This is a genomic window from Pseudomonas sp. RAC1 (assembly GCF_030658255.1).
Classification (GTDB): domain Bacteria; phylum Pseudomonadota; class Gammaproteobacteria; order Pseudomonadales; family Pseudomonadaceae; genus Aquipseudomonas; species Aquipseudomonas boreofloridensis.
This window is the reverse complement of the sequence record NZ_JAUTXS020000029.1, coordinates 147,045-171,051: the sequence shown is the minus strand read 5'-3', so window position 1 is coordinate 171,051 and position 24,007 is coordinate 147,045. Positions and strand designations below refer to the sequence as shown.

Sequence of the window (24,007 nt, the reverse complement as noted above, 5' to 3'; positions counted from 1 at the left end):
AGCATGTACAAGTCCAGCCTGGCCCTGGCCGTGGCAGTGGGGGTTCTCGCCCAACAAGCAGGCGCCGCCGGCTTCATCGAGGACAGCAAACTGTCCGTCAGCTCGCGCACCATGTACTTCAACAACGACAACCGCGATGGCGGTGCCGACAACCGTGAGTCGGGTCAGGGCTTCAAGCTCGACTACATCTCCGGTTTCACCCAGGGCACCGTTGGCTTCGGCGTCGACGCCCAGGCACTGTGGGGTATCCACCTCGACGGCGGCCGTGGCAAGCACCCGGACAACAGCAGCTTCTTCCCGAGCGACAGCGACGGTTCCTCTGCCAGCCAGTGGGCACGCCTGGGCGCCAACGCCAAGGCCCGCTTCTCCAAGACCGAAGTGCACTTCGGTAGCGCCCTGGCCCCGAACCTGCCGATCCTGGTCTCCAACGACGGTCGTCTGCTGCCACAGACCTTCGAAGGCGGCACCATCCAGTCGAAAGAAATCGACAACCTGACCATCAACGCCGGTCAGCTGACCCACGCCATGGGTCGCGCGTCGAGCAACCGTACCGGCCTGTCGGTCAACGGTGCCACTGCAGACAGCAACAAGTTCCGCTTCGGTGGTCTGGACTACAAGCTCACGCCTGACCTGACCCTGCAGTACTACTACTCGAACCTGGAAGACTTCTACAAACAGAACTTCCTGGGCGCCACCCACGTCTTCAAGATCGCCGACGACCAGTCGTTCAAGACCGACCTGCGCTACTTCGACAGCAGCAGCGACGGCCGCAACGGCAAGGGCGGTGGCTACAACTTCAACAACAACGGTGGCTATGCCAAGACCCCGGGCGAGGTCGACAACAAGACCTGGTCGGCGATCTTCACCTATACCCTGGGTGGTCACGCCTTCCTGCTGGGTCATCAGCGCGTCAACGACGACGGTGGCTTCGTCTGGCTGAACCAAGGCAGCGTTCGCGACGGCAACGGTCGTCCGGAAGGCGCCGGCGGTGCCAGCTTCTACCTGTTCACCGACAGCATGATCAACCAGTTCGCCAAGGCCGGTGAGAACACCACCTTCGGTCAGTACTCCTACGACTTCGCACGTCTGGGCGTACCGGGCCTGAAGGCTTCGGTTTCCTACCTCAAAGGCGAAGACGGCAAGAACGCCAACGGCAATGGCACCTTCAGCGAGTGGGAGCGCGACGCGCGCATCGACTACGTGATCCAGCAAGGTACCTTCAAAGGCCTGGGCGCCACCCTGCGTCACGGTGTCTACCGTGGTACTGGCACCAGCTCGCTGGCCGATCAGGACCAGACCCGCTTCATCGTCAACTACACTTACAACTTCATGTAAGTCGTAGCGACACCCAAGAAGCCTCGCACCTTGCGAGGCTTTTTTATGCCTGCGATTCGATGTGCAAAATAGTTATAAATAAATCGTGATCTATTCTTTTTGTTTTTGTTCGGAAGCAGGCACAGTCGATCCTACAAGGCCAGACATGCACAGGAGCCGCTTCCATGAGCCTCAAACTTGGCGACATCGCCCCCGACTTCGAACAGGATTCCAGCGTCGGCACCCTGCGCTTCCACGAGTGGCTGGGCGACAGTTGGGGCGTGCTGTTTTCGCACCCGGCCGACTTCACCCCAGTCTGCACCACCGAGCTGGGCCTGACCGCCAAGCTCAAGGATGAGTTCGCCAAGCGCGGCGTCAAGGCCATCGCCTTGTCGGTGGACCCGGTCGATTCGCACCACAGGTGGATCGAGGACATCAACGAAACGCAGAACACGGTGGTGAATTTCCCGATCATCGCCGACGCCGACCGCAAGGTGTCGGACCTCTACGACCTGATTCACCCCAACGCCAGCGATACCCTCACCGTCCGCTCTCTGTTCGTGATCGACCCGAACAAGAAGGTGCGCCTGACCATCACCTATCCGGCCAGTACCGGGCGCAATTTCAATGAGATCCTGCGGGTGATCGACTCCTTGCAACTGACCGACAGCCACAAAGTGGCCACGCCGGGCAACTGGCAGGATGGCGACGACGTGGTGATCGTGCCCTCGCTCAAGGACGAGGAAGAAATCCGCCAGCGCTTCCCTAAAGGGTATCGGGCGGTGAAGCCTTACTTGCGCCTGACGCCGCAACCCAATCGCTGAATTCTCGTTGCACTGCTCTTAGCCATGCAGGGTACTCGGGCCGTTTCGACGGCCCTTTTTTATGGGTGAGTTTCAGTGAAAGTGGTCGCGCACCGCTGTTGTCGCATATCAGATAAAAGAATAAATAAATGAAAAAATATGATTTATGGATATATGACATCGAGTGCTAATGTCGCAGTCATCCCAAGGGGTCCTCCCCGGAAATCCATTCAAGGAATCGTTCAGATGCTGGTTGTTTCAATAGGCGGCAGCCCCAGTACACGATCACGTTCCGGCGTGCTGCTCGAACAGTCGCGCCAGTGGTTGCAGGATCGCGGCGTGGAAGTGGTGACTTTCCAGGTGCGGGAATTCCCTGCCGAAGACCTGCTGCATGCGCGCTTCGACAGCCCCCAGGTACAACACTTCCAGCAACTGGTGGCCCAGGCCGACGGCCTGATCGTCGCCACGCCGGTGTACAAGGCTTCCTTCTCCGGCGCGCTGAAGACGCTGCTCGACCTGCTGCCCGAGCGCGCCCTGGAACACAAGGTGGTGTTGCCCATCGCTACCGGCGGCAGCATCGCCCACATGCTGGCCGTGGACTATGCCCTCAAACCCGTGCTGTCGACGCTCAAGGCGCAGGAAACCCTGCAAGGGATCTTCGCCGACGACAGCCAGGTCGCCTACGCCGACGCCAGCCAGCCCGCGCGCCTGACCGAGCCCCTGCAGGCGCGCCTGCTGGACTCGCTGCAGACCTTCCACGCCGCCCTGGCCCGACGGCCCAGGCCGCTGGCGCCGGGCGTACTCGAAGAACGCCTGATCAGCGCTCGCTGGAGCATCTGAACCCGCTTCACCGTTTCGCCACCTTACTCGCCCGTCAACGAGGCAAGCAGGTGCAACCCGAACCTCATTCGCACAGGAGAGCGCCATGCGCACCGTCCTTTTGCGTCGTGGTCTGGTCGCCCTGTTCGCGGCGGCCGTGACCTTCGGCGTCATCACCCAAGCCCAGGCCGATACCCTGCGTATCGGCTATCAGAAATACGGCACCCTGGTGCTGCTCAAGGCCAAGGGCGCGCTGGAAAAGCGCCTGGCCGAGCAAGGTATCGACGTGCAATGGACCGAGTTCCCCGGTGGGCCGCAACTGCTCGAAGGGCTGAACGTCGGCTCCATCGACTTCGGCGTCACCGGCGAGACCCCGCCTGTCTTCGCCCAGGCTGCCGGCGCCGATCTGCTCTACGTGGCCTACGAGCCGCCCGCCCCGCACAGCGAAGCGATCCTGGTGGCCAAGGATTCGCCGATTCATTCGGTCAAGGAACTCAAAGGCAAGAAGGTGGCCTTGAACAAGGGCTCCAACGTGCACTACCTGCTGGTGCGCGCCCTCGAAGACGCCGGTTTGAAGTACAGCGATATCCAGCCGGTGTACCTGCCGCCCGCCGATGCCCGCGCCGCCTTCGAGCGCGGCAGCGTCGATGCCTGGGTGATCTGGGACCCTTACCAGGCTGCCGCCGAGCAGCAATTGCAGGCTCGTACCTTGCGTGATGGTGAGGGTCTGGTCGACAACCACCAGTTCTATCTCGCCACGCGAGACTTCGCCACGCGGCACCCGGCCGTGATCGGCACGCTCATCGAGCAAGTCCGTGAAGTGGGCCAATGGGCCCAGGCCAACCCGCAGCAGGTCACCGATCAAGTCGCGCCGCTGCTGGGCCTGCCGGCGGACATCACGCTCACCTCGGTCAAGCGCCAGGGCTACGGCGCCGCGCCGCTGAGCCCCGACGTGGTCGCCGCGCAACAGAAGATCGCCGACACCTTCCAGGCCCTGAAGCTGATTCCCAAGCCCTTGAGCATCAAGGATGTGATCTGGACCCCGGCCGCCAAGGTCGCCAGCGCGCCCTGAACCCTGATACGCGCGCCGTAGCGTCGTTACGGTGCCTGCCCCTTTTGAGGAGACCACTCCAATGAGTCTGAACATTTTCTGGTTCCTGCCCACCCACGGTGACGGCAAGTACCTGGGCACCACCGAGGGCGCCCGCGCCGTCGACCACGGTTACCTGACCCAGATCGCCCAGGCGGCCGACCGCCTCGGTTTCGGTGGCGTGCTGATCCCCACCGGTCGCTCCTGCGAGGACTCCTGGCTGGTGGCTGCGTCGTTGATTCCGGTGACCCAGCACCTGAAGTTTCTCGTCGCCCTGCGCCCAGGCATCATTTCGCCGACCGTGGCGGCGCGCCAGGCGGCAACGCTGGATCGCCTGTCCAATGGCCGCGCGCTGTTCAACCTGGTGACCGGCGGCGACCCCGACGAGTTGGCGGGAGACGGCCTGCACCTGAACCATCAGGAGCGCTACGAGGCGTCGGTGGAGTTCACCCGTATCTGGCGCAAGGTGCTCGAAGGCGAGGTGGTCGACTATGACGGCAAGCACCTGCAGGTCAAAGGCGCCAAGCTGCTCTACCCGCCGATCCAGCAACCGCGCCCGCCCCTGTATTTCGGAGGCTCGTCCGAGGCCGCCCAGGACCTGGCCGCCGAGCAGGTCGAGCTGTACCTGACCTGGGGCGAGCCGCCTTCGGCCGTGGCCGAGAAGATCGCAGCGGTGCGCGAGAAAGCCAAGGCCCAGGGCCGCGAAGTGCGCTTCGGCATCCGCCTGCATGTGATCGTGCGGGAAACCAATGCCGAGGCCTGGGCCGCCGCCGAGCGGCTGATCTCGCACCTGGACGACGACACCATCGCCCGCGCCCAGGCTTCGCTGGCGCGCTTCGACTCGGTCGGCCAGCAGCGCATGGCGGCGCTGCACAAGGGCCGGCGCGACAACCTGGAAGTCAGCCCCAACCTGTGGGCCGGTGTCGGCCTGGTGCGCGGCGGTGCCGGCACTGCGCTGGTCGGCGACGGCCCAACAGTGGCAGCGCGGGTGCAGGAATACGCGGACCTGGGCATCGATACCTTCATCTTCTCCGGGTATCCGCACCTGGAGGAGTCGTATCGCGTCGCCGAACTGCTGTTCCCGCACCTGGACGTGCAGCGCCCGGAACCGGTCAAGGCGGGCGGCTACGTGAGTCCGTTCGGCGAGATGGTGGCCAACGACATCCTGCCCAAATCCGTGTCGCAGAGTTGAGGGGCGCCTGATGAGTCGTGCAACGTCCTCCACCTTGAGCCAGCGCCTGGCGCCTTGGGCGCTGCCGGTGCTGCTGCTGGCGGTATGGCAACTGGCGGTGAGTGCCGGCTGGCTGTCCACGCGCATCCTGCCCGCCCCGAGCGCGGTGGTGGCCGCCGGGGTCGAACTGGTGCGCAGCGGCGAGCTGTGGACCCACCTGGCGATCAGCGGCTGGCGCGCTGCCGTGGGCTTCGTCATCGGCGGCAGCATCGGCCTGGTGCTGGGCTTCATCACCGGATTGTCCAACTGGGGTGAACGCCTGCTCGACAGTTCGGTGCAGATGATCCGCAACGTGCCGCACCTGGCGCTGATCCCCCTGGTGATCCTGTGGTTCGGCATCGATGAGTCGGCCAAGATCTTCCTGGTCGCCCTGGGCACCTTGTTCCCGATCTACCTCAACACCTACCACGGCATCCGCAACGTCGACCCGGCCCTGGTGGAGATGGCGCGCAGCTACGGGCTGTCGGGCTTGGCCCTGTTCCGTCAGGTCATCCTGCCCGGCGCGCTGCCGTCGATCCTGGTCGGCGTGCGCTTCGCCCTGGGGTTCATGTGGCTGACCCTGATCGTCGCCGAAACCATTTCGGCCAACGCTGGGATCGGCTACCTGGCGATGAATGCCCGAGAGTTTCTGCAAACCGACGTGGTGGTGCTGGCCATCGTCCTGTACGCCGTGCTCGGCAAGCTCGCCGACCTGGCTGCACGCGGGCTGGAACGGGTCTGGCTGCGCTGGCATCCCGCTTACCAAGTGGCCAGGAAGGAGGGCGCATGAGCGTGCTCGAGAAGCAACCGCCGCACCTGCTGCGCGGCATTCCGTTGGCGGCCCGGGGCCTGCGCAAGGCATTCGGTCAGCGTGAGGTGCTGCGGGGCATCGACCTGCACATCCCGGCCGGCCAGTTCGTTGCCATCGTCGGGCGCTCGGGCTGCGGCAAGAGCACCCTGCTGCGCTTGCTGGCCGGCCTCGATCGACCCAGTGCCGGCGACCTGCTCGCTGGCGCGGCGCCGCTGGAGCAAGCGCGCGAAGAAACTCGCCTGATGTTCCAGGACGCCCGGCTGCTGCCGTGGAAGAAGGTCATCGACAACGTCGGCCTTGGCCTCAAGGGCGATTGGCGCCCGCGGGCATTGCAGGCGCTGGCGCAGGTCGGTCTGGCGGACCGTGCCCATGAATGGCCCGCCGCATTGTCCGGCGGACAGAAGCAGCGCGTGGCCTTGGCCAGGGCGCTGATCCATCAACCGCGTCTGCTGCTGCTCGACGAGCCACTGGGTGCGCTGGATGCCCTGACCCGGATCGAGATGCAGCAACTGATCGAGCGCCTCTGGCGTGAGCACGGCTTTACCGTACTGCTGGTCACCCACGACGTCAGCGAGGCCGTCGCCGTGGCCGACCGGGTGATCCTGATCGAGGACGGTGAGGTCGGTCTGGACCTCGCCGTCGACCTGGCAAGGCCCCGGGCGCGAGGTTCCCAGCGCCTGGCCTTGCTGGAAAGCGCAGTGCTCGACCGTGTCCTTTCGGTACCCGGCACCCCGCCGGCAGCGGAACCTGTCGCCCCTCTGCCCACGCAATTGCGTTGGGCTCACTGAACCCCCGAAGCCAAAGAGAAGGAAGCATCCCATGACCATCAAAGCGATCAACGTACGCAACCAGTTCAAGGGCACCGTTAAAGAAATCCTCGAAGGTCCGGTCTTGTCGGAAATCGACGTGCAGACCGCCTCCGGTATCGTCACTTCGGTGATCACCACGCGTTCGGTCAAGGAGTTGGAACTGCAGGTCGGCAGCGAGGTGATCGCCTTCGTGAAATCGACCGAGGTGTCCATCGCCAAGCTGTGATGCGGGTATCAGGGGCCGCGACGCGGCCCCAGTACCTCAGAAGATACGCTTGGCCAGAAACGGGGGCAGGTAAAGCCCCAGATACGCCTCGAACACCCGCTGGGCTTCCTCGGCCATGCGCGGGGTGATCGCTTCGTGCAACTGCACCGAGCGCGCGTACACCCGATCACTCAATTCCATCGCCAAGGCGAACACATCGACATCCGCCGGCATCACCGGCAGGTGGAAATGCTGGTCGAACACCTTGTGCATCAGCTTGCCCAGCTCCATGTCGTGCTGCCGGTCGGCCTGCACCACTTCGCTCAGTCCATGCTGCGCCAGGATCAACTGCCGCGCGGCGGCGTCCTGGTGATAGATGGCGAGCATGCGCTGCTCGACCAAGCGGGACAGTTCATGCCAGGTGGCGAACCCGTGGCTGTCGATGGGGGCGTTCAGGGCCTCGCGAAAGGCCCGGTGCACATCGGCGGTCAGGGCTTCGAGCAACGCCGGCACGCTGGCGAAGAAGTGATACACCGACGAGGGCGGGATCTGCGCCCGCTCGGCCACGCTGTAGATCGAGAGGGCGCCGACGCCGCCGTCGGTCAGCAGTTCGCGCGCCGCGGCGAGGATCGTGGCGATCCTCGCCTGACTGCTGGCGCGCGGTTTGCGGGCGACGGCGGCGCGGCTCATCAGTTGCTGATGGCCAGGATGCTGGCCTGGTAGGCGCCGACGAACAGGTCGAAGTCACCCACTTCCTGCTGCTCCAGGCGCGACTGCTCGGCCAGCGAATCGCGCGCCAGGGTTTCGAACGCCTGCTGGCGTTCGGCTGGCAGCGGCTGCTGGCGGAAGTTGTCGGCGTGCAATTGGCTCTGGCGCAGGGCGAACTTGACGAAGGACTCGTCGTGCTCGGTCATGCGCGCCAGTACTTGGGCGGACGGCGTGAGCTCCGGGTCGTCGACCTTGGCCTGCTGCTCGGCCAGGGCTGTGGCGTGTTCGTCGCTGCCGTGGGCGCGGTCGAGCAGTTCGGCCAGTTGCCCGATGCGGCCGAGCAGCTCGCTGGCCCACGCCTTGAGCGTGATCGGCTGGCCGTCACGCTGCAGTTCCAGACCTGGTCGGCGACCTTCCTTGACCACACTGAGGAAGTTGCCTGAGCACTGGTTGCATTCGCCGTTCTCCAGTTGCGGGCTCTCGTCGAGGGCGCAGAACAGCAGGAAAGCGTCGAGAAAGCGCGCTTCGGTGAGGTCGATGCCCACCGGCAGGAACGGGTTGATGTCCAGGCAGCGCACTTCCACGTACTGCACGCCACGCGCGGTCAGGGCCTGGATCGGCCGCTCGCCGGTGTAGGTGACACGCTTGGGGCGGATGTTCGAGTAGTACTCGTTCTCGATCTGCAGGATGTTGGTGTTCAACTGCACCCATTCGCCGTCGACATGGGTGCCGACCTCGACATAGGGCGGGTAGGGCGTGCCGACGGCCTTGCGCAGGCTGTCGGTGTAGCTGGCCAGGTTGTTGTAGCACGGCGTCAGGCCGGCCTGAGCGTTGCTCTGATAACCCAGGTCGCTCATGCGCAGGCTGGTGGCGTAAGGCAGGTACAGGGTCTCGCCGTCCAGCTCTTCGAGCTGGTGCGCACGGCCACGCAGGAAGCCTTTGTCCAGGGCCGGCGAAGCGCCGAACAGGTACATCAGCAGCCAGCTATAGCGCCGGAAGTTGCGGATCAGGGCGATGTAGGCGGCCGACTGGTAGTCGCGGTCGCTTTCGGCGCTGGCCTCGTCCTGGCGCAGCAGGGGCCAGAGCGCTTCGGGCAGCGAGAAATTGTAGTGAATGCCGGCGATGCACTGCATGGTGCGGCCGTAGCGCAGGGCCAGGCCCTTGCGGTACACGTGCTTGAGCTTGCCGATGTTGGAGGTGCCGTACTCGGCGATCGGAATGTCTTCCTCGGCCGGCAGCGCGCAGGGCATCGACGGGCTCCACAGGTACTCGTCGCCCAGTTGGGTGTAGACGAAACGGTGGACCTGCTCGAGGTTGTCGAGCACCTCGGCCGGGTCGGCCAGCGCCGGAGTGATGAACTCCAGCAGCGACTCGGAATAATCGGTGGTGATCTGCTCGTTGGTCAGCGCCGAACCCAGGGTTTCGGGATGCGGGGTCTGGGCCAGACGGCCTTCGGCGGTCACCCGCAGGCACTCGCGCTCGATACCGTGCAGGCACTGCTTGAGCAGCGGGAGGTGGTTGCCGAGCAAGCTCAGGCGGCGATTGAGGAGGTCGCTCAAGGTGTATTCCTTCACGCGTCGGTCGCCCCGATATGGGGGTAGGGATGACGGTCTACAAGGGTAGGTACAAAGGAACTGGCGTTGTCGCCTGGTTTACGCGGTTCCGGTGGTGCAACCGGGGCTTTGCATGGGTCCTGCGCGCCATAGGCGCGAAGGACTGGCAAACGACCCCAATGGCTCGATGCCGGCAACATACCGCAGTTATCCTTTGGTGAGCTAGAGAACCGCGAAGGTTCCCTGCGCCTTGGCCACTCGCTTGTCGCCCTGGGTTACATCGGCTTCGACCACCAGGGTGCGGCGCCCGGCATGGATTACCCTGGCCGTGCACAGCACCTCGCCGTCGCTGACGGCGCGCAGGTAGTTGATCTTGCACTCGAGGGTCACGCTCTGCTGGTCGAAGCCATGGCTGGCCGAGCAGGCCAGGCCCATGGCGATGTCGACCAGGCTGAAGATCGCCCCGCCGTGCAGCTTCTGGCCGCGGTTGCGCAGCGGTGGCGTCAGCGCCAGAGCCACGGTCGCCACACCCGTTTCCAGGTGCTGCAGACGGCAGCCCAGCAGTTGGCTGAAGGCGCTCTCGACGTACTCCCGAGGCACCTCCATCATTTCTTCTTCAACTGCTTGGCGTTGGCGAACAGCGCCGCCATGGCGTTGTTCGCTGGCGCTGCGCTGACGGTTTCACGCGGGCGTGTGGCCTGCTGCGGGCGGTTGCCGCTCTTGTCGCCCTTGCCGCGTGCGCCGCCACGCTGGCCTTCGACTTTTTCGCCCGGAGTATCGCCCATGCGCATGGACAGGCCGACGCGTTTGCGCGGGATATCCACTTCCATGACCTTGACCTTGACCACATCGCCCGCCTTGACCGCCTCGCGCGGGTCTTTGACGAACTTCTCCGACAGCGCCGAGATGTGCACCAGGCCGTCCTGGTGCACGCCGATGTCGACGAACGCGCCGAAGTTGGTGACGTTGGTCACCACGCCTTCGAGGATCATGCCCGGCTCCAGGTCCTTGAGGTCTTCGACGCCGTCCTGGAAGGTGGCGGTCTTGAACTCCGGGCGTGGGTCGCGGCCGGGCTTGTCGAGCTCCTGCAGAATGTCGGTGACGGTGGGCAGGCCGAAGGTCTCGTCGGTGAAGGTCTTCGGGTCCAGGCGCTTGAGGAAGCTGCTGTCGCCGATCAGCGAGCGGATGTCGCGGTCGGTGCCGGCGGCGATGCGCTGCACCAGTGGATAAGCTTCCGGGTGCACCGCCGAGGCATCCAGCGGGTTGTCGCCGTTCATCACGCGCAGGAAGCCGGCGGCCTGTTCGAAGGTCTTCTCGCCGAGGCGGCTGACTTTCTTCAATGCCGCGCGGGTGGCGAACGGGCCGTTGGCATCGCGGTGCGCGACGATGTTCTGCGCCAGGGTGGCGTTGAGGCCGGAGATGCGCGTGAGCAGCGCCACCGAGGCGGTATTGACGTCCACGCCGACGGCGTTCACGCAGTCCTCGACCACCGCGTCCAGGCCGCGCGCCAATTTCACCTGCGACACATCGTGCTGGTACTGGCCGACGCCGATGGATTTAGGATCGATCTTCACCAGCTCGGCCAGCGGGTCTTGCAGGCGGCGGGCGATCGACACGGCGCCACGGATCGACACGTCCAGGTCAGGGAATTCACGGGCGGCCAGCTCGGAGGCCGAATACACCGAGGCGCCGGCTTCGGACACCATGACCTTGGTGATCTTCAGCGCCGGGTATTTCTTGACCAGATCGGCCACCAGCTTGTCGCTCTCGCGGCTGGCGGTGCCGTTGCCGATGGCGATCAGTTCCACCGAGTGCTTGGCGCACAACGCGGCCATGATCGACAGGGTGCGGTCCCACTCGTTCTTCGGGGCGTGCGGGTACACGGTGGTGTAGTCCAGCAGCTTGCCGGTGGCATCGACCACGGCGATCTTGCAGCCGGTGCGCAGGCCCGGGTCGAAGCCCAGGGTGGCGCGCGGCCCGGCCGGGGCGGCCAGCAGCAGGTCGTGCAGGTTGTGGGCGAAGACGTTGATCGCCTCGCCCTCGGCGTTGTCGCGCAGCTCGCCGAACAGGTCGGTCTCCAGGTGGGTGTAGAGCTTGACCTTCCAGGTCCAGCGCACCACCTCGCCGAGCCATTTGTCGGCCGGACGACCGCGGTTCTCGACGCCCACGTGCTGGCCGATCATCACCTCGCAAGGGTGCAGGGTGCCCGGCAGTTCCTCGCCGACCTTCAGCGAGGCGCTCAGCACGCCCTCGTTGCGGCCACGGAAGATTGCCAGGGCGCGGTGCGACGGGGCGTTGCGCAGCAGTTCATCATGGGCGAAGTAGTCGCGGAACTTGGCGCCTTCTTCTTCCTTGCCCGGCACCACGCGTGCGGTGAGCACCGCTTCGTGCTTGAGGAAACCACGCAGCTTGTCGAGCAGGGCGGCATCTTCGGCGAAGCGCTCCATGAGAATGTACTTGGCACCTTCCAGCGCGGCCTTGACGTCGGCCACGCCCTTGTCGGCATCGACGAAGCGTGCTGCGTGTTCTTCCGGATTCAGTTGCGGGTCGTCGAACAGGCTGTCGGCCAGCTCGCCGAGGCCGGCTTCCAGGGCGATCTGGCCCTTGGTGCGGCGCTTCTGCTTGTACGGCAGGTACAGGTCTTCGAGGCGGGTCTTGGTGTCGGCCAGGGCGATCTCGCGGGACAGTTCGGGAGTGAGCTTGCCCTGTTCCTGGATGCTGGAAAGGATGCTGGCGCGGCGCTCGTCGAGTTCGCGCAGGTAACGCAGACGCTCTTCCAGGTGGCGCAGTTGCGTGTCGTCCAGGCTGCCGGTCACTTCCTTGCGGTAACGGGCGATGAAGGGCACGGTCGAGCCTTCGTCCAACAGGCCTACGGCCGCTTCCACCTGTTGTGGGCGTACGCCCAGTTCCTCGGCGATACGGCTGTTGATGCTGTCCATGAGAACCACCTGACAAATGTGAATGCATGAGGCCGCGGCGGCACTTTTAGCCCGACGGCGCTGGATGAAAGCGGCGCATTATACCGATCGCGTCCGGCTTGCGGTGATAGCGCTGGGCCATGCGCGTGGCGGGGAAGTGGCGCCGGGGGAAAAATCTGCTAACAATGCACACGGCACGCGTTGCAATGGCTACGCCATAATGCGCGGCGATCTCAGAGGAGTTATTGATGACCAGCACCGCAAACAATGCTGAAGGCGAAAAGATTCTCATCGTGGACGACGATCCGGGGCTGAGCAGTCTGCTGGAGCGTTTCTTCACCAGCAAGGGCTTCCGCGCCCGTGCCGTGCCCAACGTCGAGCAGATGGACCGCCTGCTGGCCCGTGAAGTCTTCAACCTGGTGGTGCTCGACCTCATGCTCCCTGGCGAGGACGGCCTCTCCGCCTGCCGCCGCCTGCGCGCGGCGAACAACCAGATTCCGATCATCATGCTCACCGCCAAGGGCGATGAGCTCAGCCGCATCAAAGGCCTGGAACTGGGCGCCGACGACTACCTGGCCAAGCCCTTCAACCCTGACGAGCTGGTGGCGCGGGTCAAGGCGGTGCTGCGCCGTCAGGCGCCGAGCGTGCCCGGGGCGCCGGGCAGCGAGGACGAGGTCGTGACCTTCGGCGACTACGCCTTGTCGCTGGCCACGCGCGAGCTCACCCGTGGCGACGAAGTGCACATGCTCACCACCGGCGAGTTCGCCGTGCTCAAGGCGCTGGTCATGCACGCCCGCGAGCCGCTGACCCGCGACAAGCTGATGAACCTGGCCCGCGGCCGCGAGTGGGACGCGCTGGAGCGCTCCATCGACGTGCAGATCTCGCGCCTGCGCCGGATGATCGAGCCCGACCCGTCCAAACCCCGTTACATCCAGACGGTATGGGGTGTGGGCTACGTCTTCGTGCCGGATGGAAATGCCGGCAAATGAGCCTCTGCCATGACGCGGCAGGGCGACCCGCAAGGGTCGCCCTGTTTTCGTCTGTGGTCGCCGGCCTTCCTGTTCCCGCTTCGCAGCAGTGCTCCTGATGAAAACGCCCCTCTGGTTTCCGCAAAGCTTCTTCGCCCGCACCTTGTGGCTGGTGCTGATCGTCGTGCTGTTCTCCAAGGCCCTGACCCTGGTTTATCTATTGATGAACGAGGACGTGCTGGTCGATCGCCAGTACAGCCACGGCGTGGCCCTCACCCTGCGCGCCTACTGGGCGGCAGACGAGGAAAACCGCGACCAGATCGCCGAAGCGGCCGGGCTGATCCGGGTCACCGGCGCGGGCGTGCCCGAAGGCGAACAGCATTGGCCTTACAGCGAGATCTATCAGCGGCAGATGCAGGCCGAGCTGGGCGAGGACACCGAAGTGCGCCTGCGTGTGCATGCCCCGCCGGCACTGTGGGTCAACGCGCCGAGCCTGGGCCCGGGCTGGCTGAAGGTGCCGCTGTACCCGCACCCGCTGCGGGGCCAGAAAATCTGGAACGTACTCGGCTGGTTCCTGGCGATCGGCCTGCTGTCCACGGCGTCGGCCTGGATCTTCGTGCGCCAGCTCAACCAGCCGCTCAAGCGCCTGGTGTTCGCCGCCCGCCAGTTGGGTCAGGGCCGCAGCGTGCGCCTGCCCATCAGCGATACGCCCAGCGAGATGACCGAGGTGTACCGTGCCTTCAATCAGATGGCCGAGGATGTCGAGCAGGCCGGGCGCGAGCGCGAGCTTATGCTGGCGGGGGTCTCCCATGACCTGCGCACGCCGCTGACCCGGTTGCGCCTGTCGCTGTCGCTGATGGGCAACGAGAGCGAGTTGAGCGAGGACATGGTGCGCGACATCGAAGACATGGACGCCATCCTCGACCAGTTCCTGGCGTTCATCCGCGACGGCCGCGACGAGCCGGTCGAGGAAGTCGACCTGGAGCACTTGATCCGCGAAGTGGTCGCGCCCTACAACCAGTCTGAGGAGCGGGTGCGTCTGTGCCTGGAGCCGATCCCGCCGTTCCCGCTGCGGCGCGTCTCGCTCAAGCGCATGCTCGGCAACCTGATCGGCAATGCCCTGCACCACGCCGGGCAGGGTGTGGAAGTGGCGGCTTACGTGTCGGGCGACCAGAGCGCGCCCTATGTGGTGCTCAGTGTGCTGGACCGCGGTGCCGGTATCGAAGAGTCCGAGCTGGAAACCATCTTCAACCCGTTCATCCGTGGCGATCGCGCACGCGGTGGCAAGGGGACAGGCCTGGGGCTGGCGATCGTCAAGCGTATTGCGGCGCAGCATGGCGGCAATGTGGAGTTGCGTAACCGCTCCGGCGGGGGTATCGAGGCTCGCGTGCGCCTGCCGCTGGGCTTGTTGTTGCCGCGCAACGCGGTGTGAGGCGGGTTCGCGGCCTGCGCCGCGAACCCTGTGGATCACCCTTTGCCCTTGGTGCGGGTCTGATTCGGCCCGCCATGTTTCTCCAGATGCTCGATGATCATCCCGGCCACATCCTTGCTGGTGGTGACCTCGATGCCTTCCAGACCCGGTGACGAGTTCACCTCCATCACCAGCGGTCCGTGGTTGGAGCGCAGGATATCCACACCCGCCACGCTCAGGCCCATGACCTTGGCCGCGCGTATGGCGGTCATGCGCTCTTCGGGGGTGATCTTGATCAGGCTGGCCACGCCGCCTCGGTGCAGGTTGGAGCGGAACTCCCCTGGCTTGGCCTGACGCTTCATCGAGGCGATCACCTTGTCGCCCACCACGAAGCAGCGAATGTCGGCGCCGCCGGCTTCCTTGATGTACTCCTGGACCATGATGTTCTGCTTGAGACCCATGAACGCCTCGATCACCGACTCGGCGGCCTTGGTGGTCTCGCACAGCACCACGCCGATGCCCTGTGTGCCTTCGAGCACCTTGATCACCAGCGGGGCGCCGTTGACCATCTGGATCAGGTCGGGAATGTCGTCAGGCGAGTGGGCAAAGCCGGTGACCGGCAGGCCGATGCCGCGCCGTGACAGCAACTGCAGCGAGCGCAGCTTGTCCCGCGAGCGGGCGATGGCCACCGACTCGTTGAGCGGATAGACCCCCATCATCTCGAACTGGCGCAACACGGCGCAGCCGTAGAACGTGACCGAGGCACCGATGCGCGGGATTACCGCATCGAATCCCTCCAGCGGCTTGCCACGGTAGTGGATCTGCGGCTTGTGGCTGGCGATGTTCATGTAGGCGCGCAAGGTGTCGATCACGACCATCTCGTGACCGCGCTGGATGCCGGCTTCGACCAGCCGGCGGGTGGAATACAGACGCGGATTACGCGAAAGCACGGCGATCTTCATGCAGCACCTGTGACAGGGGGGAGGGTGGCCACGAAGGCCGGTTTGTCCTGGACGTACTTAAGGCCCGGGTTCACTACCAGTTGACCGTGCACCAGCGCCTTCGATCCCAGCAACAGTCGGTAGCGCATGCTCTTGCGACAGGCCAGGGTGAACTCCACCTCCCATACCCGATCGCCCAGTGCCAGCGGCGTGCGGATCACATAGCGGGTCTGGGCGTGGCCGTTGGAGCTCTTGATGGTCTTCATGGTCACCAACGGCGCCTCGCAGCGGCGGTGGCGCAGTTGCACCACCGAGCCCAGGTGCGCGGTGAAGCGCACCCAGGGTTGGCCATCGCGTTCGAACGGCTCGATGTCGGTGGCATGCAGGCTCGAGGTGCTGGCGCCGGTGTCGATCTTGGCGCGCAGGCCTGCCAGGCCGAGGTTGGGCAAGGCGATCCATTCGCGCAGGCCAATCACTGTCAGATGATCAAATGTTTTCAATTAGCACAGCCTGCGAACGAGGTGGTGAACTGTAAGCATCACACGGACTTTTTGCATCCGACAGCTACGGTAGTACAGTTCGGTTAAAGACAGAATTCGAGGTACAGAGATGGCACAAAAGTCGGAAGAAGACGACAAGGTACGCCTGGACAAGTGGCTGTGGGCAGCGCGCTTCTACAAGACCCGCGCGCTGGCCAAGGCGGCCATCGAAAGTGGCAAGGTGCACTGTCGCGGCGAGCGTTGCAAGCCGGGCAAGGAACCTCGGGTGGGCGATGAATTCGTGCTGCGCACCGGATTCGATGAAAAGACCGTGGTGGTCAAGGCGTTGTCGCTGGTACGGCGCGGCGCGCCTGAGGCGCAGACCCTTTACGAGGAAACCGCCGAGAGCCTGCAGCGTCGTCAGCAGGCGGCCGAGCTGCGCAAGGCGGGCGCGGTGGGGATGACCACCGATGGACGGCCGAACAAGAAACAGCGCCGGCAGATTCATCAGTTGCAGGGCAGTTTCGACTAGGCGATTTCACCCGTGCGGTCAGCCGCGCCGTTGGCTTGGCGCGGTTGACCGACAAGACGCGGTTCAGGCGCCGCGAATCACGCTCATGCGTCCAATCAGCGGCAGCTTGCCCAGCAGTCGGAACAGCGGCGCGGTCCAGCGCAACAGCGCCGTGCTGGCCTTGGCCGCCAGCGGCGTGTGTACGGTCCAGCCCAGTGCCAGCACGGCCATGCCCAGCCCGCCGACGTAGTCGTCCTGGCCCCAGTGCGCGCCGGCCACCAGCCGTGGCAGCATGAACAGCGTGGCCAGGGCCCAGATCGCCAGGGCTTGGACCAGGCGTCGGCTGAACAGGCTCATGAACAGTGCCCAGAGCAGCAACACCGAGGCGTGATCGCCTGGGAAGCTCTTGCTCGACCGGTCCTTCAGTTCCCAGTGCTCTTCCAGGTGCGGGTAGTACTGGCTCAGGCGCACGGCGTCGTCGAACACGATCGACGGGCTGTCATGCTGCCAACCGGATGCATCGACCCACTTGGAAAACAGCGCGCGCACCACCACTAACAGCAGCAGGCTGACGAAAAAGCCGAAGAATGCCTGGCGAACCTGAACGGCCTTGAACACCCAGTCGCCCTTGATCAGCAAGGCGAGCAGGATCAGGCCGACGACGATATCGAAGGGCCGCAGGCTGCCCACGGTCCAGATCCAGCGCCACACGGCGTTGTCGGCCAATGGCGTGTTGAGGCTGCGGAACAGCCACTCGTCGAAAGTCAGAAACAGGATCTGGCCAAACGGCCACAACCAGAAACACAGTAGTGCAATAGGCAGCAGGGTGCAGAATGCCAGTGGTCCCCAGGACCACCTTGGTTGGAACAGTGGCCGATTATCCATAAAATACCTCGATCGCCAGCTTGAATTAAGTGCCTTGTGGGCGCTTTCGACGGGCCTTTGTAGGCTCTTGCAATCATTTTGTCATCCTTTTCAGAATATTCAGATAGCCGGGAAACCATGAGCGATTTACCTGACACCGATTTCACCCAACGCTTCCTTTTCGAAGACCGCGACGTACGTGGCGAATGGGTTTCCCTCGACCACAGCTACGGCGAGGTGCTGGCGCGTCATCCCTATCCGCAGCCGGTCGCCACGCTGCTGGGTGAACTGATGGCCGCCACCTCGCTCCTGGTCGGTGCACTCAAGTTCGACGGCTTGCTGATTCTCCAGGCGCGCTCGCAAGGCCCTATCCCGCTGCTCATGGTCGAGTGCTCGGGCGAGCGCGACATCCGCGGCATGGCCCGCTACGAGGCCGACCAGATCGCCGACGAGGCCGGCCTCGCCGAGCTGATGCCCGACGGTCACCTCACGCTGACCATCGATCCGATCAAAGGCCAGCGCTACCAGGGCACCGTCGACCTGGATGGCGCGAACCTGTCCGAGTGCTTCACCAACTACTTCGTGCAGTCCCAGCAGTTGAACACCCGCTTCTGGCTCGATGCCTCCGCCGGCAAGGCCCGTGGCCTGTTGTTGCAGCAGTTGCCGCGCGATCGCCAGCCCGATGACGAAGCGCGTGACGAGAGCTGGCAGCATGTAGTGGCCCTGGCCAGTACCCTCAAGGCCGAGGAGTGGGCGCTGGACAACGAAACCCTGCTGCACCGCCTCTATCACGAGGACGCTGTACGCCTGTTCGATGTCGAGCCACTGCGCTTCAGCTGCAGTTGCTCCCGAGAGCGCTCCGGCAATGCCTTGGTCAGCCTCGGCGAGGCCGATGCCAAGGCGCTGGTCGAGGAATGCGGCGGCACGGTGGAAATCGATTGCCAGTTCTGCAACGAGCGCTATCTCTTCGATGCAACCGATGTAGCGCAATTGTTCGCTGGCGGTGGCACGGACGGGGCATCAGAAACTCTCCACTGAAACGCTTCATCACAGGAGATTCTCCTGTCTAACTGCGCAAAAGCGCAGATACGACAGGAGGGGCCTACTTTTTTTGGGCGTTTCTGGCATAATCCGGCCACTTTTTTCGCTGTAGTAGTTTGAAACAGACCACTACAAAACGTTTGGAGCACTCGGCCTCGGGCCGGATGGGGTATCTCATGACGCAAGCCAACAACACCGTGTACACCGACCTGAGCGTCGACGAGCTGGTGAAACAAGCGCTGTCTCGCAAGGAAGGCGTGCTGGCCGATACTGGCGCACTGGTCGTGGAAACCGGTCACCGCACCGGTCGTTCGCCCGCTGACCGCTTCATCGTCGATGAGCCGAGCACCTCTGCCGCCATTGCCTGGGGCCCGATCAACCGCAAGTTCCCGGCCGACAAGTTCGATGCCCTGTGGGACCGCGTCGAGGCGTTCAACAACGCCCAGGAACACTTCGTTTCCTACGTGCACGTCGGTGCTGCCCAGGAGCACTACCTGCCGGTCAAGATGACCACCCAGACCGCCTGGCAGAACCTGTTCGGCCGCTGCTTGTTCATCACTCCGGAAGACGGCCAGTTCAACCCGGCCGGTCGCGACCAGTGGCAGGTGCTGAACGTCGCCAATTTCGAGTGCGTGCCCGAGCGTGACGGCACCAACTCCGATGGCTGCGTCATCCTCAACTTCGCCCAGAAGAAGGTGCTGATCGCCGGCATGCGCTACGCCGGCGAAATGAAGAAGGCCATGTTCTCGGTGCAGAACTTCCTGCTGCCGGCTGCTGACGTACTGCCGATGCACTGCGCCGCCAACATTGGCGAGGCAGGCGACGTGACCCTGTTCTTCGGCCTGTCCGGCACCGGCAAGACCACCCTGTCGGCCGACGAAAGCCGTTACCTGATCGGTGACGACGAGCACGGCTGGGGCGAGGGCGTCGTTTTCAATATTGAAGGCGGCTGCTACGCCAAGTGCATCGACTTGTCCGAGAAGAACGAGCCGGTCATCTGGAAAGCCATCAAGCACGGCGCAGTGCTGGAAAACGTGGTCATCGACGAGGCCGGCCATGCCGACTACGCCAACGTCAGCCTGACCCAGAACAGCCGTGCCGCCTACCCACTGGAGCACGTCGCCAAGCGTTCCGAGGCCAACCTGGGTGGCGAGCCGAATGCCGTCATCTTCCTGACCTGCGACCTGACCGGCGTACTGCCGCCTGTGTCGATCCTGAACAACGAGCAGGCGGCCTATCACTTCCTGTCCGGCTACACCGCGCTGGTCGGTTCCACCGAAATGGGCTCGGGCAGCGGCATCAAGTCGACCTTCTCCACCTGCTTCGGCGCGCCGTTCTTCCCGCGTCCGGCGGGTGAGTACGCCGAGCTGCTGATCAAGCGTATCAAAGGCTTCGGCTCCAAGGTCTACCTGGTCAACACCGGTTGGACTGGCGGTGGCTATGGCGTTGGCAAGCGCTTCAGCATCCCGACTACCCGTGCCGTGATCGCTGCGATCCAGAGCGGCGCGCTGATCGGTGCCGAAACCGAGCACCTGGACATCATCAACCTGGACGTGCCGAAGGCCGTCCCGGGCGTCGACACCGAACTGCTCAACCCACGCAACACCTGGGCTGACCCGGCCGCCTACGACGAGGCCGCCAAAGGCCTGGCCAAGCTGTTCACCGAGAACTTCAAGAAGTTCGACGTCTCCGACGCCATCAAGGCGGCCGGTCCGCAGCTGTAAGCGCGTTCCACGCGACGAAGAGCCGCCCCTCGGGGCGGCTTTTTTGTGACTGGCGAGGGTGCTGCGCGTGCCTCTGGAGTGTCTTCGGGCAAATGTGGGAAGCTTGTTTTCCCGCCACCCGCTTTGGATACCCCATGACCGAGTCCATCCAGCGCAGTGCCTTCTCGCATTTCCACCCCATCCTCACCCGCCCGCAGGACAACGACCACAACGGCCACATGGCCGGCTCCACCGTGCATGCCCTGTTCGAAACCGCCATCCAGGCTTTTCTGGTCGAGCAGGCCGAACTCGACCTGCGTGAAGGCGAGCTGGCGGCGTTGGTGGTCAGTTCGGCGGCCGATTTCTTCGCCTTGCCAGGCTTCCCCGATGTGCTCGAAGTGGCGCTGGGTGTCTCGCGCCTGGGTGGCAGCACCGTCGAGTTCCGTCTGGCACTGTATCGTCCGGGTGAGTCAGAAGCCTGCGCGATGGGCCGAGTGGTGCAAGTGTTCGTCGAGCGCGCCACGGGCCGTGCTGCACCGCTGCCCGAAACCCTGCAATTGATCCTGGCCGGGTTGTCGCTCAATCGTTGAGGCAGATGATGCCCTCGCGGACGGCGAACAGCACCAGTCCGGGGACATCGTGGATCTGCAGGCGGTGCATGATCTGCGAGCGATGGGCTTCGACGGTCTTGACGCTCAGGCCCAGGCCATCGGCGATCGAACGGGTGCTTTCGCCCCGCGCGATCAGGCGCAGGATTTCCAGTTGGCGTGGGGTCAGCGGAGCCTGTGCCGGGCTGGCCGGGCGCTTGCGGTTGTGCTTGAGGGCCTGGCCGATGACCATCGGCAGCACCGTCGATGACAGGTACTGACCGCCACTGCGCAAGGTCTGCAAGGCCTGTTCGAATTCGCAGACCGTGGCGCTTTTGAGCAGGAAACCCTGTGCCCCGAGCTGCAGGCAGTTCATCACATGCTCCAGTTCCGAGCGCGCTGACAGCATCAGCACGCGGCTGCCCGGTACGCGGATGAACAGCTCTTGCAGCACTTGCTGGCGGTTCAGGGTGTCGCTGTTCATGTCCAGCACGACGATTTCCGGCCGCAGCTTTTCCGCCAGGGCCACGGCGCTCATGGCATCGCTGGTATCGGCTACGACGGCGTATTCCTTCTTCTGTTCGAGCAGGGCGCGCAGGCCGGCGCGGAAAAGGGGCGAGTCGTCGGCAAGCAGGATTCGGCAAGGCATGGGTCAAGGCCTGTTTCGCAAGGGAAGGGGGGCGGCAGGCCTGCTCGATCCACAAGCGCACTGCCGCGCGGGAGCGCGACCAGTCCTTGTCTGCCGTTCGATGCGGCAGTGCTGTTCATCATAAGCGTTCGAACACTGACGGCAGTATCGGCCGCAGTGGCAGGTCCAGGCCGTGGATGCTTTCGCTGTGACCGATCATCAGCAGCCCGCCGGGGCGCAAGTGGGGCATCAGGCGCAGCAGCACATCGGCCTTGCATCGCTGGTCGAAACCCGCGAGCAGATTGCGCAGCAGGATCGCGTCGAACTCACCCAGCTCATCCGGCAATGGCTGGATCAGATTGATGAGCTCGAAGCGTACCCGCTCCCGCAGACCGGAGGCGATCTGTAGACGACTGGCAGGGGGCTCGGCACCACACAGGCAGTAGCGGCCCATCCAGTCAGGAGGGAAATAGCGTGCCTGGGACAGGTCGTAGCGGCCACGGGCGGCCTGTTGCAGCAAGCCACTGTCGTAGTCGCTGGCCAGGACTTCCCAGCCGGTCGGTACGCTCTGGTCGGCCACCATGGCCAGGCTCCAGGCCTCCTCGCCACTGGCGCAGGCGGCGCTCCACAGGCGCGGTGGATGATCCAGGCTCGGCAGCCAGCGGAACAGATGCTCGAAGTGGCGGTGTTCGCGGAAGAAATAGGTGTCGCGGGCGATCAGCAGGCTCAACAGCAACGCCTGTTCGGCGGGCTGTTCGTCGACGCGTTCGAGATAGGCGTCGAAGCTGGTCAGGCCGTGGTGTTGAAGGCGTGATTGCAGGCGACTGGCGACCACCGCGCGGCGCTCGTCGGCCAGGCGATAGCCCGTGGCCTGGCAGACCCGCTGACGGATACGTTCGAAGCAGGCCTGGTCCAGCGCTGGAGGGCAGGTGGCGTCCGTCATCCTAAGGCCTCCCGGGGCCGGGCTGGCATGTTGGATCGACGATGCTCGTGCGCATTCCCTGCGTCCCGTGTTCTGATGGCGGATGGGAAATCATATCCAGTGACTCTCGGCCTCCATATCGGGGAGGCCCCTAAGCCCTGGCATTTGCCCAAACGCAAAGACCTCGCCGGGTGAGGGCGAGGCCTTAGGTGTCAGGCGTAGGGCGTGGCGAGTATCAGTGCCGACCGTGGCGCCCGTGCTTGCGGTGGCCGTAGTGGCGATCACGAGGGCCGTGGTCCCAGTGGCGACGGTCGTCGCGGCGGTAGCGGCGGTCGTCCTGGTCGGCGCGATTGCCCATGTAGTTGCCCAACGCGCCACCGGCGCCGCCGCCGGCCGCTGCGCCCACCAGGCTGCCGGTGCTGCCGCCCAACTGGCGACCCACCACGTTACCGCCCGCTGCGCCCAGTGCGCCGCCAATGGCCGCTTCACCGCGCTGGCGTTTGTCGGCGCCGACGGCGCTGCCCGCTGCACCACCCAAGCCCGCACCAATGGCCGAGCCGGTGTTGCCGCCGATGGACTGGCCGACAACCGAGCCGAGTACCCCGCCCAATGCGCCGCCAACGCCGGCTTCGGTGGTGCCGCCGGCCATGGCAGCGCCGCTGAGCAGGCCGAGAGACAACAACAGAATCGAGGAGTACTTCTTCATCAACAGAGCCTCATAGGGATGACGAGGCGGAATTTGCCGCTCGAAGCGGGGGCTGGCAACGGAAATCCGACGATTGGCACGAGTTGTACACAATCTTCTAAGTTGTTGATTTGCGTATGAAACTTTGTGCTTTTTCGGCAGTCCTAGATTACTTCGCGTGCCTCGTTCAGCACCGATTCGGCACTGCGTCGTCTGCGCTGCGCGAGGTGGCCTGACGATACTGGCGTGGGGTGAAGCCGGTCAGTTGCTTGAACTGACGACTGAAGGCGCTGTGATCGGTGTAGCCGCACGCCATCGCCACCTCGGTGATCGGCCTGTCGCTCAGCAACAGCCGATGCGCCTGCTCCAATCGCGCCTTGTGGATCATCTGCCGCGGTGTCAGGTGGAACACCCGTTTGCAGTAGCGCTCCAGTTGGGCCACGGAGATCCCGGCGATGCGGGTCAGCTCGCGCAGGCTGATCGGCTGATGGAAGTGCCTGCGGATATGCTCGTCCACCGCCGCCAGGCGTCGATAGGCGGGGTGGCGGTCGGCGGCGGCCTGCAGGTCGACCGAAATGCCCACCAGGCCGATGATCTCGTCCAGATGATTGTAGAGCGGGCGCTTGTGGGTCAGGCACCAGCCCGGCTCGCGGCTGCCGTACAGGTGCAGCTCCAACTGGTCCTCCAGCACCCGACCCTCCTGCAACACCCGCCGGTCCTGCTCGGTATAGCCCGGTCCCAACTGCGCCGGGAACACCTCGGCGCTGGTCTTGCCCAGCAGTGGCTGCAGGCGCTTCAAGCCGCAACGCTGCACCAAGGTGCTGTTGGCCAGCACATAGCGTGCTGCCGGATCCTTGATGAAGATCGCCGCGTTGGGGATGGCGTCGAGGATCGGCAGCAGCAGCGACACGCCCGCCAGCAAGGACTCCAAGGTGGCCGGGCGGGACTGCTCGAGAGACTGGTACAGGGTGGCCAGTGGCAGATCGTTCATCGGTCGATTCTTGGTTGAAGAAAAGGGTCGCATCCG

25 protein-coding genes are annotated in these 24,007 nt (G+C 64.5%); 14 read left to right on the top strand and 11 right to left on the bottom strand.

The genetic code is table 11. The annotated features are described in order from the left end of the window. The first annotated feature begins 3 nt into the window (after positions 1 to 3). From Q7C30_RS10030 to Q7C30_RS09995, 8 genes are all read left to right on the top strand, one after another. Positions 4 to 1,335, top strand: coding sequence for an OprD family outer membrane porin (locus tag Q7C30_RS10030; RefSeq protein WP_029612869.1), 1,332 nt, complete (start codon positions 4 to 6; stop codon positions 1,333 to 1,335). A 164-nt stretch (positions 1,336 to 1,499) separates the two neighbouring features. Then, positions 1,500 to 2,138, top strand: coding sequence for a peroxiredoxin (locus Q7C30_RS10025; protein ID WP_029612867.1), 639 nt, complete (start codon positions 1,500 to 1,502; stop codon positions 2,136 to 2,138). Between the two features lie 225 nt (positions 2,139 to 2,363). Continuing rightward, positions 2,364 to 2,957, top strand: coding sequence for an NADPH-dependent FMN reductase (ssuE, locus tag Q7C30_RS10020; protein ID WP_039581437.1), 594 nt, complete (start codon positions 2,364 to 2,366; stop codon positions 2,955 to 2,957). Positions 2,958 to 3,042: 85 nt separating this feature from the next. Next, the gene (locus Q7C30_RS10015) at positions 3,043 to 4,008 is read left to right on the top strand and encodes a sulfonate ABC transporter substrate-binding protein (RefSeq protein ID WP_039581436.1); all 966 of its coding nucleotides are present in this window, start codon (positions 3,043 to 3,045) and stop codon (positions 4,006 to 4,008) included. A 61-nt stretch (positions 4,009 to 4,069) separates the two neighbouring features. Beyond that, positions 4,070 to 5,218 (top strand): FMNH2-dependent alkanesulfonate monooxygenase, encoded by a 1,149-nt coding sequence (gene ssuD, locus Q7C30_RS10010; RefSeq protein WP_317871410.1) that lies wholly within the window; start codon positions 4,070 to 4,072, stop codon positions 5,216 to 5,218. 10 nt (positions 5,219 to 5,228) lie between these two features. Next, positions 5,229 to 6,026, top strand: coding sequence for an aliphatic sulfonate ABC transporter permease SsuC (gene ssuC / locus Q7C30_RS10005; protein ID WP_317871409.1), 798 nt, complete (start codon positions 5,229 to 5,231; stop codon positions 6,024 to 6,026). Continuing rightward, complete coding sequence (ssuB, locus tag Q7C30_RS10000) at positions 6,023 to 6,835, top strand: aliphatic sulfonates ABC transporter ATP-binding protein (protein ID WP_317871408.1); 813 nt, start codon at positions 6,023 to 6,025, stop codon at positions 6,833 to 6,835. The genes ssuC and ssuB overlap by 4 nt, the downstream gene beginning before the upstream one ends. A 31-nt stretch (positions 6,836 to 6,866) precedes the next feature. After that, entirely contained in the window at positions 6,867 to 7,082 is a 216-nt protein-coding gene (locus Q7C30_RS09995) for a molybdopterin-binding protein (RefSeq protein WP_008095172.1), read from the top strand. Positions 7,083 to 7,118: 36 nt separating this feature from the next. Here the strand turns inward: Q7C30_RS09995 and Q7C30_RS09990 are convergent, their stop codons facing one another. The 4 genes from Q7C30_RS09990 to Q7C30_RS09975 all read right to left on the bottom strand — a co-directional run bounded on the left by Q7C30_RS09990 (position 7,119) and on the right by Q7C30_RS09975 (position 12,261). Further along, entirely contained in the window at positions 7,119 to 7,751 is a 633-nt protein-coding gene (locus tag Q7C30_RS09990; RefSeq protein WP_317871407.1) for a TetR/AcrR family transcriptional regulator, read from the bottom strand. Beyond that, the gene (gene gshA, locus Q7C30_RS09985; RefSeq protein WP_317871406.1) at positions 7,751 to 9,343 is read right to left on the bottom strand and encodes a glutamate--cysteine ligase; all 1,593 of its coding nucleotides are present in this window, start codon (positions 9,341 to 9,343) and stop codon (positions 7,751 to 7,753) included. Before gshA ends, Q7C30_RS09990 begins: the two co-directional genes overlap by 1 nt. Positions 9,344 to 9,544: 201 nt before the next feature. Then, entirely contained in the window at positions 9,545 to 9,928 is a 384-nt protein-coding gene (locus tag Q7C30_RS09980; protein WP_317871405.1) for a PaaI family thioesterase, read from the bottom strand. After that, the gene (locus Q7C30_RS09975; protein ID WP_317871404.1) at positions 9,928 to 12,261 is read right to left on the bottom strand and encodes a Tex family protein; all 2,334 of its coding nucleotides are present in this window, start codon (positions 12,259 to 12,261) and stop codon (positions 9,928 to 9,930) included. The genes Q7C30_RS09980 and Q7C30_RS09975 overlap by 1 nt, the downstream gene beginning before the upstream one ends. A 227-nt stretch (positions 12,262 to 12,488) precedes the next feature. Between Q7C30_RS09975 and ompR the strand changes: the two genes are divergently transcribed. Then, complete coding sequence (gene ompR / locus Q7C30_RS09970; RefSeq protein WP_039581411.1) at positions 12,489 to 13,229, top strand: two-component system response regulator OmpR; 741 nt, start codon at positions 12,489 to 12,491, stop codon at positions 13,227 to 13,229. Positions 13,230 to 13,326: 97 nt separating this feature from the next. After that, complete coding sequence (locus Q7C30_RS09965; protein WP_317871403.1) at positions 13,327 to 14,640, top strand: ATP-binding protein; 1,314 nt, start codon at positions 13,327 to 13,329, stop codon at positions 14,638 to 14,640. A gap of 35 nt (positions 14,641 to 14,675) precedes the next feature. On the opposite strand, the gene rimK is transcribed toward Q7C30_RS09965, so the two are convergent. Both rimK and Q7C30_RS09955 read right to left on the bottom strand, forming a co-directional pair. After that, positions 14,676 to 15,581 (bottom strand): 30S ribosomal protein S6--L-glutamate ligase, encoded by a 906-nt coding sequence (rimK, locus tag Q7C30_RS09960; protein WP_029612860.1) that lies wholly within the window; start codon positions 15,579 to 15,581, stop codon positions 14,676 to 14,678. Then, positions 15,578 to 16,027, bottom strand: coding sequence for an ATP-dependent zinc protease (locus Q7C30_RS09955; protein ID WP_205419341.1), 450 nt, complete (start codon positions 16,025 to 16,027; stop codon positions 15,578 to 15,580). Before Q7C30_RS09955 ends, rimK begins: the two co-directional genes overlap by 4 nt. A gap of 142 nt (positions 16,028 to 16,169) precedes the next feature. Here Q7C30_RS09955 and Q7C30_RS09950 point away from each other — a divergent pair, with 142 nt between their 5' ends. Continuing rightward, positions 16,170 to 16,571 carry a S4 domain-containing protein gene (locus Q7C30_RS09950; RefSeq protein ID WP_029612859.1) on the top strand — a complete coding sequence of 134 codons (402 nt, stop codon included), beginning with the start codon at positions 16,170 to 16,172 and terminating at the stop codon, positions 16,569 to 16,571. Between the two features lie 63 nt (positions 16,572 to 16,634). On the opposite strand, the gene Q7C30_RS09945 is transcribed toward Q7C30_RS09950, so the two are convergent. Next, on the bottom strand, positions 16,635 to 17,435 hold the full coding sequence (locus Q7C30_RS09945; RefSeq protein WP_029612858.1) for a phosphatase PAP2 family protein: 801 nt from the start codon (positions 17,433 to 17,435) through the stop codon (positions 16,635 to 16,637). Positions 17,436 to 17,552: 117 nt separating this feature from the next. Between Q7C30_RS09945 and hslO the strand changes: the two genes are divergently transcribed. The 3 genes from hslO to Q7C30_RS09930 all read left to right on the top strand — a co-directional run bounded on the left by hslO (position 17,553) and on the right by Q7C30_RS09930 (position 20,748). Further along, positions 17,553 to 18,452 (top strand): Hsp33 family molecular chaperone HslO, encoded by a 900-nt coding sequence (gene hslO / locus Q7C30_RS09940; RefSeq protein WP_295481225.1) that lies wholly within the window; start codon positions 17,553 to 17,555, stop codon positions 18,450 to 18,452. Between the two features lie 179 nt (positions 18,453 to 18,631). Further along, positions 18,632 to 20,179 (top strand): phosphoenolpyruvate carboxykinase, encoded by a 1,548-nt coding sequence (locus Q7C30_RS09935; RefSeq protein ID WP_317871402.1) that lies wholly within the window; start codon positions 18,632 to 18,634, stop codon positions 20,177 to 20,179. 134 nt (positions 20,180 to 20,313) lie between these two features. Next, positions 20,314 to 20,748: a thioesterase family protein gene (locus Q7C30_RS09930; RefSeq protein ID WP_029612856.1), complete on the top strand. Its 435-nt coding sequence runs from the start codon at positions 20,314 to 20,316 to the stop codon at positions 20,746 to 20,748. On the opposite strand, the gene Q7C30_RS09925 is transcribed toward Q7C30_RS09930, so the two are convergent. The 4 genes from Q7C30_RS09925 to Q7C30_RS09910 form a co-directional block, all read right to left on the bottom strand. After that, positions 20,738 to 21,394: a response regulator transcription factor gene (locus Q7C30_RS09925; protein WP_029612855.1), complete on the bottom strand. Its 657-nt coding sequence runs from the start codon at positions 21,392 to 21,394 to the stop codon at positions 20,738 to 20,740. The genes Q7C30_RS09930 and Q7C30_RS09925 overlap by 11 nt on opposite strands. A 118-nt stretch (positions 21,395 to 21,512) precedes the next feature. Further along, positions 21,513 to 22,316 carry a protein-glutamate O-methyltransferase CheR gene (locus Q7C30_RS09920; protein WP_317871401.1) on the bottom strand — a complete coding sequence of 268 codons (804 nt, stop codon included), beginning with the start codon at positions 22,314 to 22,316 and terminating at the stop codon, positions 21,513 to 21,515. Positions 22,317 to 22,530: 214 nt separating this feature from the next. After that, positions 22,531 to 23,001 (bottom strand): YMGG-like glycine zipper-containing protein, encoded by a 471-nt coding sequence (locus Q7C30_RS09915; protein ID WP_039581397.1) that lies wholly within the window; start codon positions 22,999 to 23,001, stop codon positions 22,531 to 22,533. 166 nt (positions 23,002 to 23,167) lie between these two features. After that, on the bottom strand, positions 23,168 to 23,971 hold the full coding sequence (locus Q7C30_RS09910; protein ID WP_317871400.1) for an AraC family transcriptional regulator: 804 nt from the start codon (positions 23,969 to 23,971) through the stop codon (positions 23,168 to 23,170). Positions 23,972 to 24,007: the final 36 nt, after the last annotated feature.

What these genes read in the sequence shown, in the direction of transcription:
- Q7C30_RS10030 (WP_029612869.1), top strand. Translation starts at nt 4, where the DNA reads ATGTACAAGTCCAGCCTGGCCCTGGCCGTGGCAGTGGGGGTTCTCGCC.
- Q7C30_RS10025 (WP_029612867.1), top strand. Translation starts at nt 1,500, where the DNA reads ATGAGCCTCAAACTTGGCGACATCGCCCCCGACTTCGAACAGGATTCC.
- ssuE (WP_039581437.1), top strand. Translation starts at nt 2,364, where the DNA reads ATGCTGGTTGTTTCAATAGGCGGCAGCCCCAGTACACGATCACGTTCC.
- Q7C30_RS10015 (WP_039581436.1), top strand. Translation starts at nt 3,043, where the DNA reads ATGCGCACCGTCCTTTTGCGTCGTGGTCTGGTCGCCCTGTTCGCGGCG.
- ssuD (WP_317871410.1), top strand. Translation starts at nt 4,070, where the DNA reads ATGAGTCTGAACATTTTCTGGTTCCTGCCCACCCACGGTGACGGCAAG.
- ssuC (WP_317871409.1), top strand. Translation starts at nt 5,229, where the DNA reads ATGAGTCGTGCAACGTCCTCCACCTTGAGCCAGCGCCTGGCGCCTTGG.
- ssuB (WP_317871408.1), top strand. Translation starts at nt 6,023, where the DNA reads ATGAGCGTGCTCGAGAAGCAACCGCCGCACCTGCTGCGCGGCATTCCG.
- Q7C30_RS09995 (WP_008095172.1), top strand. Translation starts at nt 6,867, where the DNA reads ATGACCATCAAAGCGATCAACGTACGCAACCAGTTCAAGGGCACCGTT.
- Q7C30_RS09990 (WP_317871407.1), bottom strand. Translation starts at nt 7,751, where the DNA reads ATGAGCCGCGCCGCCGTCGCCCGCAAACCGCGCGCCAGCAGTCAGGCG.
- Q7C30_RS09980 (WP_317871405.1), bottom strand. Translation starts at nt 9,928, where the DNA reads ATGGAGGTGCCTCGGGAGTACGTCGAGAGCGCCTTCAGCCAACTGCTG.
- Q7C30_RS09975 (WP_317871404.1), bottom strand. Translation starts at nt 12,261, where the DNA reads ATGGACAGCATCAACAGCCGTATCGCCGAGGAACTGGGCGTACGCCCA.
- ompR (WP_039581411.1), top strand. Translation starts at nt 12,489, where the DNA reads ATGACCAGCACCGCAAACAATGCTGAAGGCGAAAAGATTCTCATCGTG.
- Q7C30_RS09965 (WP_317871403.1), top strand. Translation starts at nt 13,327, where the DNA reads ATGAAAACGCCCCTCTGGTTTCCGCAAAGCTTCTTCGCCCGCACCTTG.
- rimK (WP_029612860.1), bottom strand. Translation starts at nt 15,581, where the DNA reads ATGAAGATCGCCGTGCTTTCGCGTAATCCGCGTCTGTATTCCACCCGC.
- Q7C30_RS09950 (WP_029612859.1), top strand. Translation starts at nt 16,170, where the DNA reads ATGGCACAAAAGTCGGAAGAAGACGACAAGGTACGCCTGGACAAGTGG.
- Q7C30_RS09945 (WP_029612858.1), bottom strand. Translation starts at nt 17,435, where the DNA reads ATGGATAATCGGCCACTGTTCCAACCAAGGTGGTCCTGGGGACCACTG.
- hslO (WP_295481225.1), top strand. Translation starts at nt 17,553, where the DNA reads ATGAGCGATTTACCTGACACCGATTTCACCCAACGCTTCCTTTTCGAA.
- Q7C30_RS09935 (WP_317871402.1), top strand. Translation starts at nt 18,632, where the DNA reads ATGACGCAAGCCAACAACACCGTGTACACCGACCTGAGCGTCGACGAG.
- Q7C30_RS09930 (WP_029612856.1), top strand. Translation starts at nt 20,314, where the DNA reads ATGACCGAGTCCATCCAGCGCAGTGCCTTCTCGCATTTCCACCCCATC.
- Q7C30_RS09925 (WP_029612855.1), bottom strand. Translation starts at nt 21,394, where the DNA reads ATGCCTTGCCGAATCCTGCTTGCCGACGACTCGCCCCTTTTCCGCGCC.
- Q7C30_RS09920 (WP_317871401.1), bottom strand. Translation starts at nt 22,316, where the DNA reads ATGACGGACGCCACCTGCCCTCCAGCGCTGGACCAGGCCTGCTTCGAA.
- Q7C30_RS09915 (WP_039581397.1), bottom strand. Translation starts at nt 23,001, where the DNA reads ATGAAGAAGTACTCCTCGATTCTGTTGTTGTCTCTCGGCCTGCTCAGC.
- Q7C30_RS09910 (WP_317871400.1), bottom strand. Translation starts at nt 23,971, where the DNA reads ATGAACGATCTGCCACTGGCCACCCTGTACCAGTCTCTCGAGCAGTCC.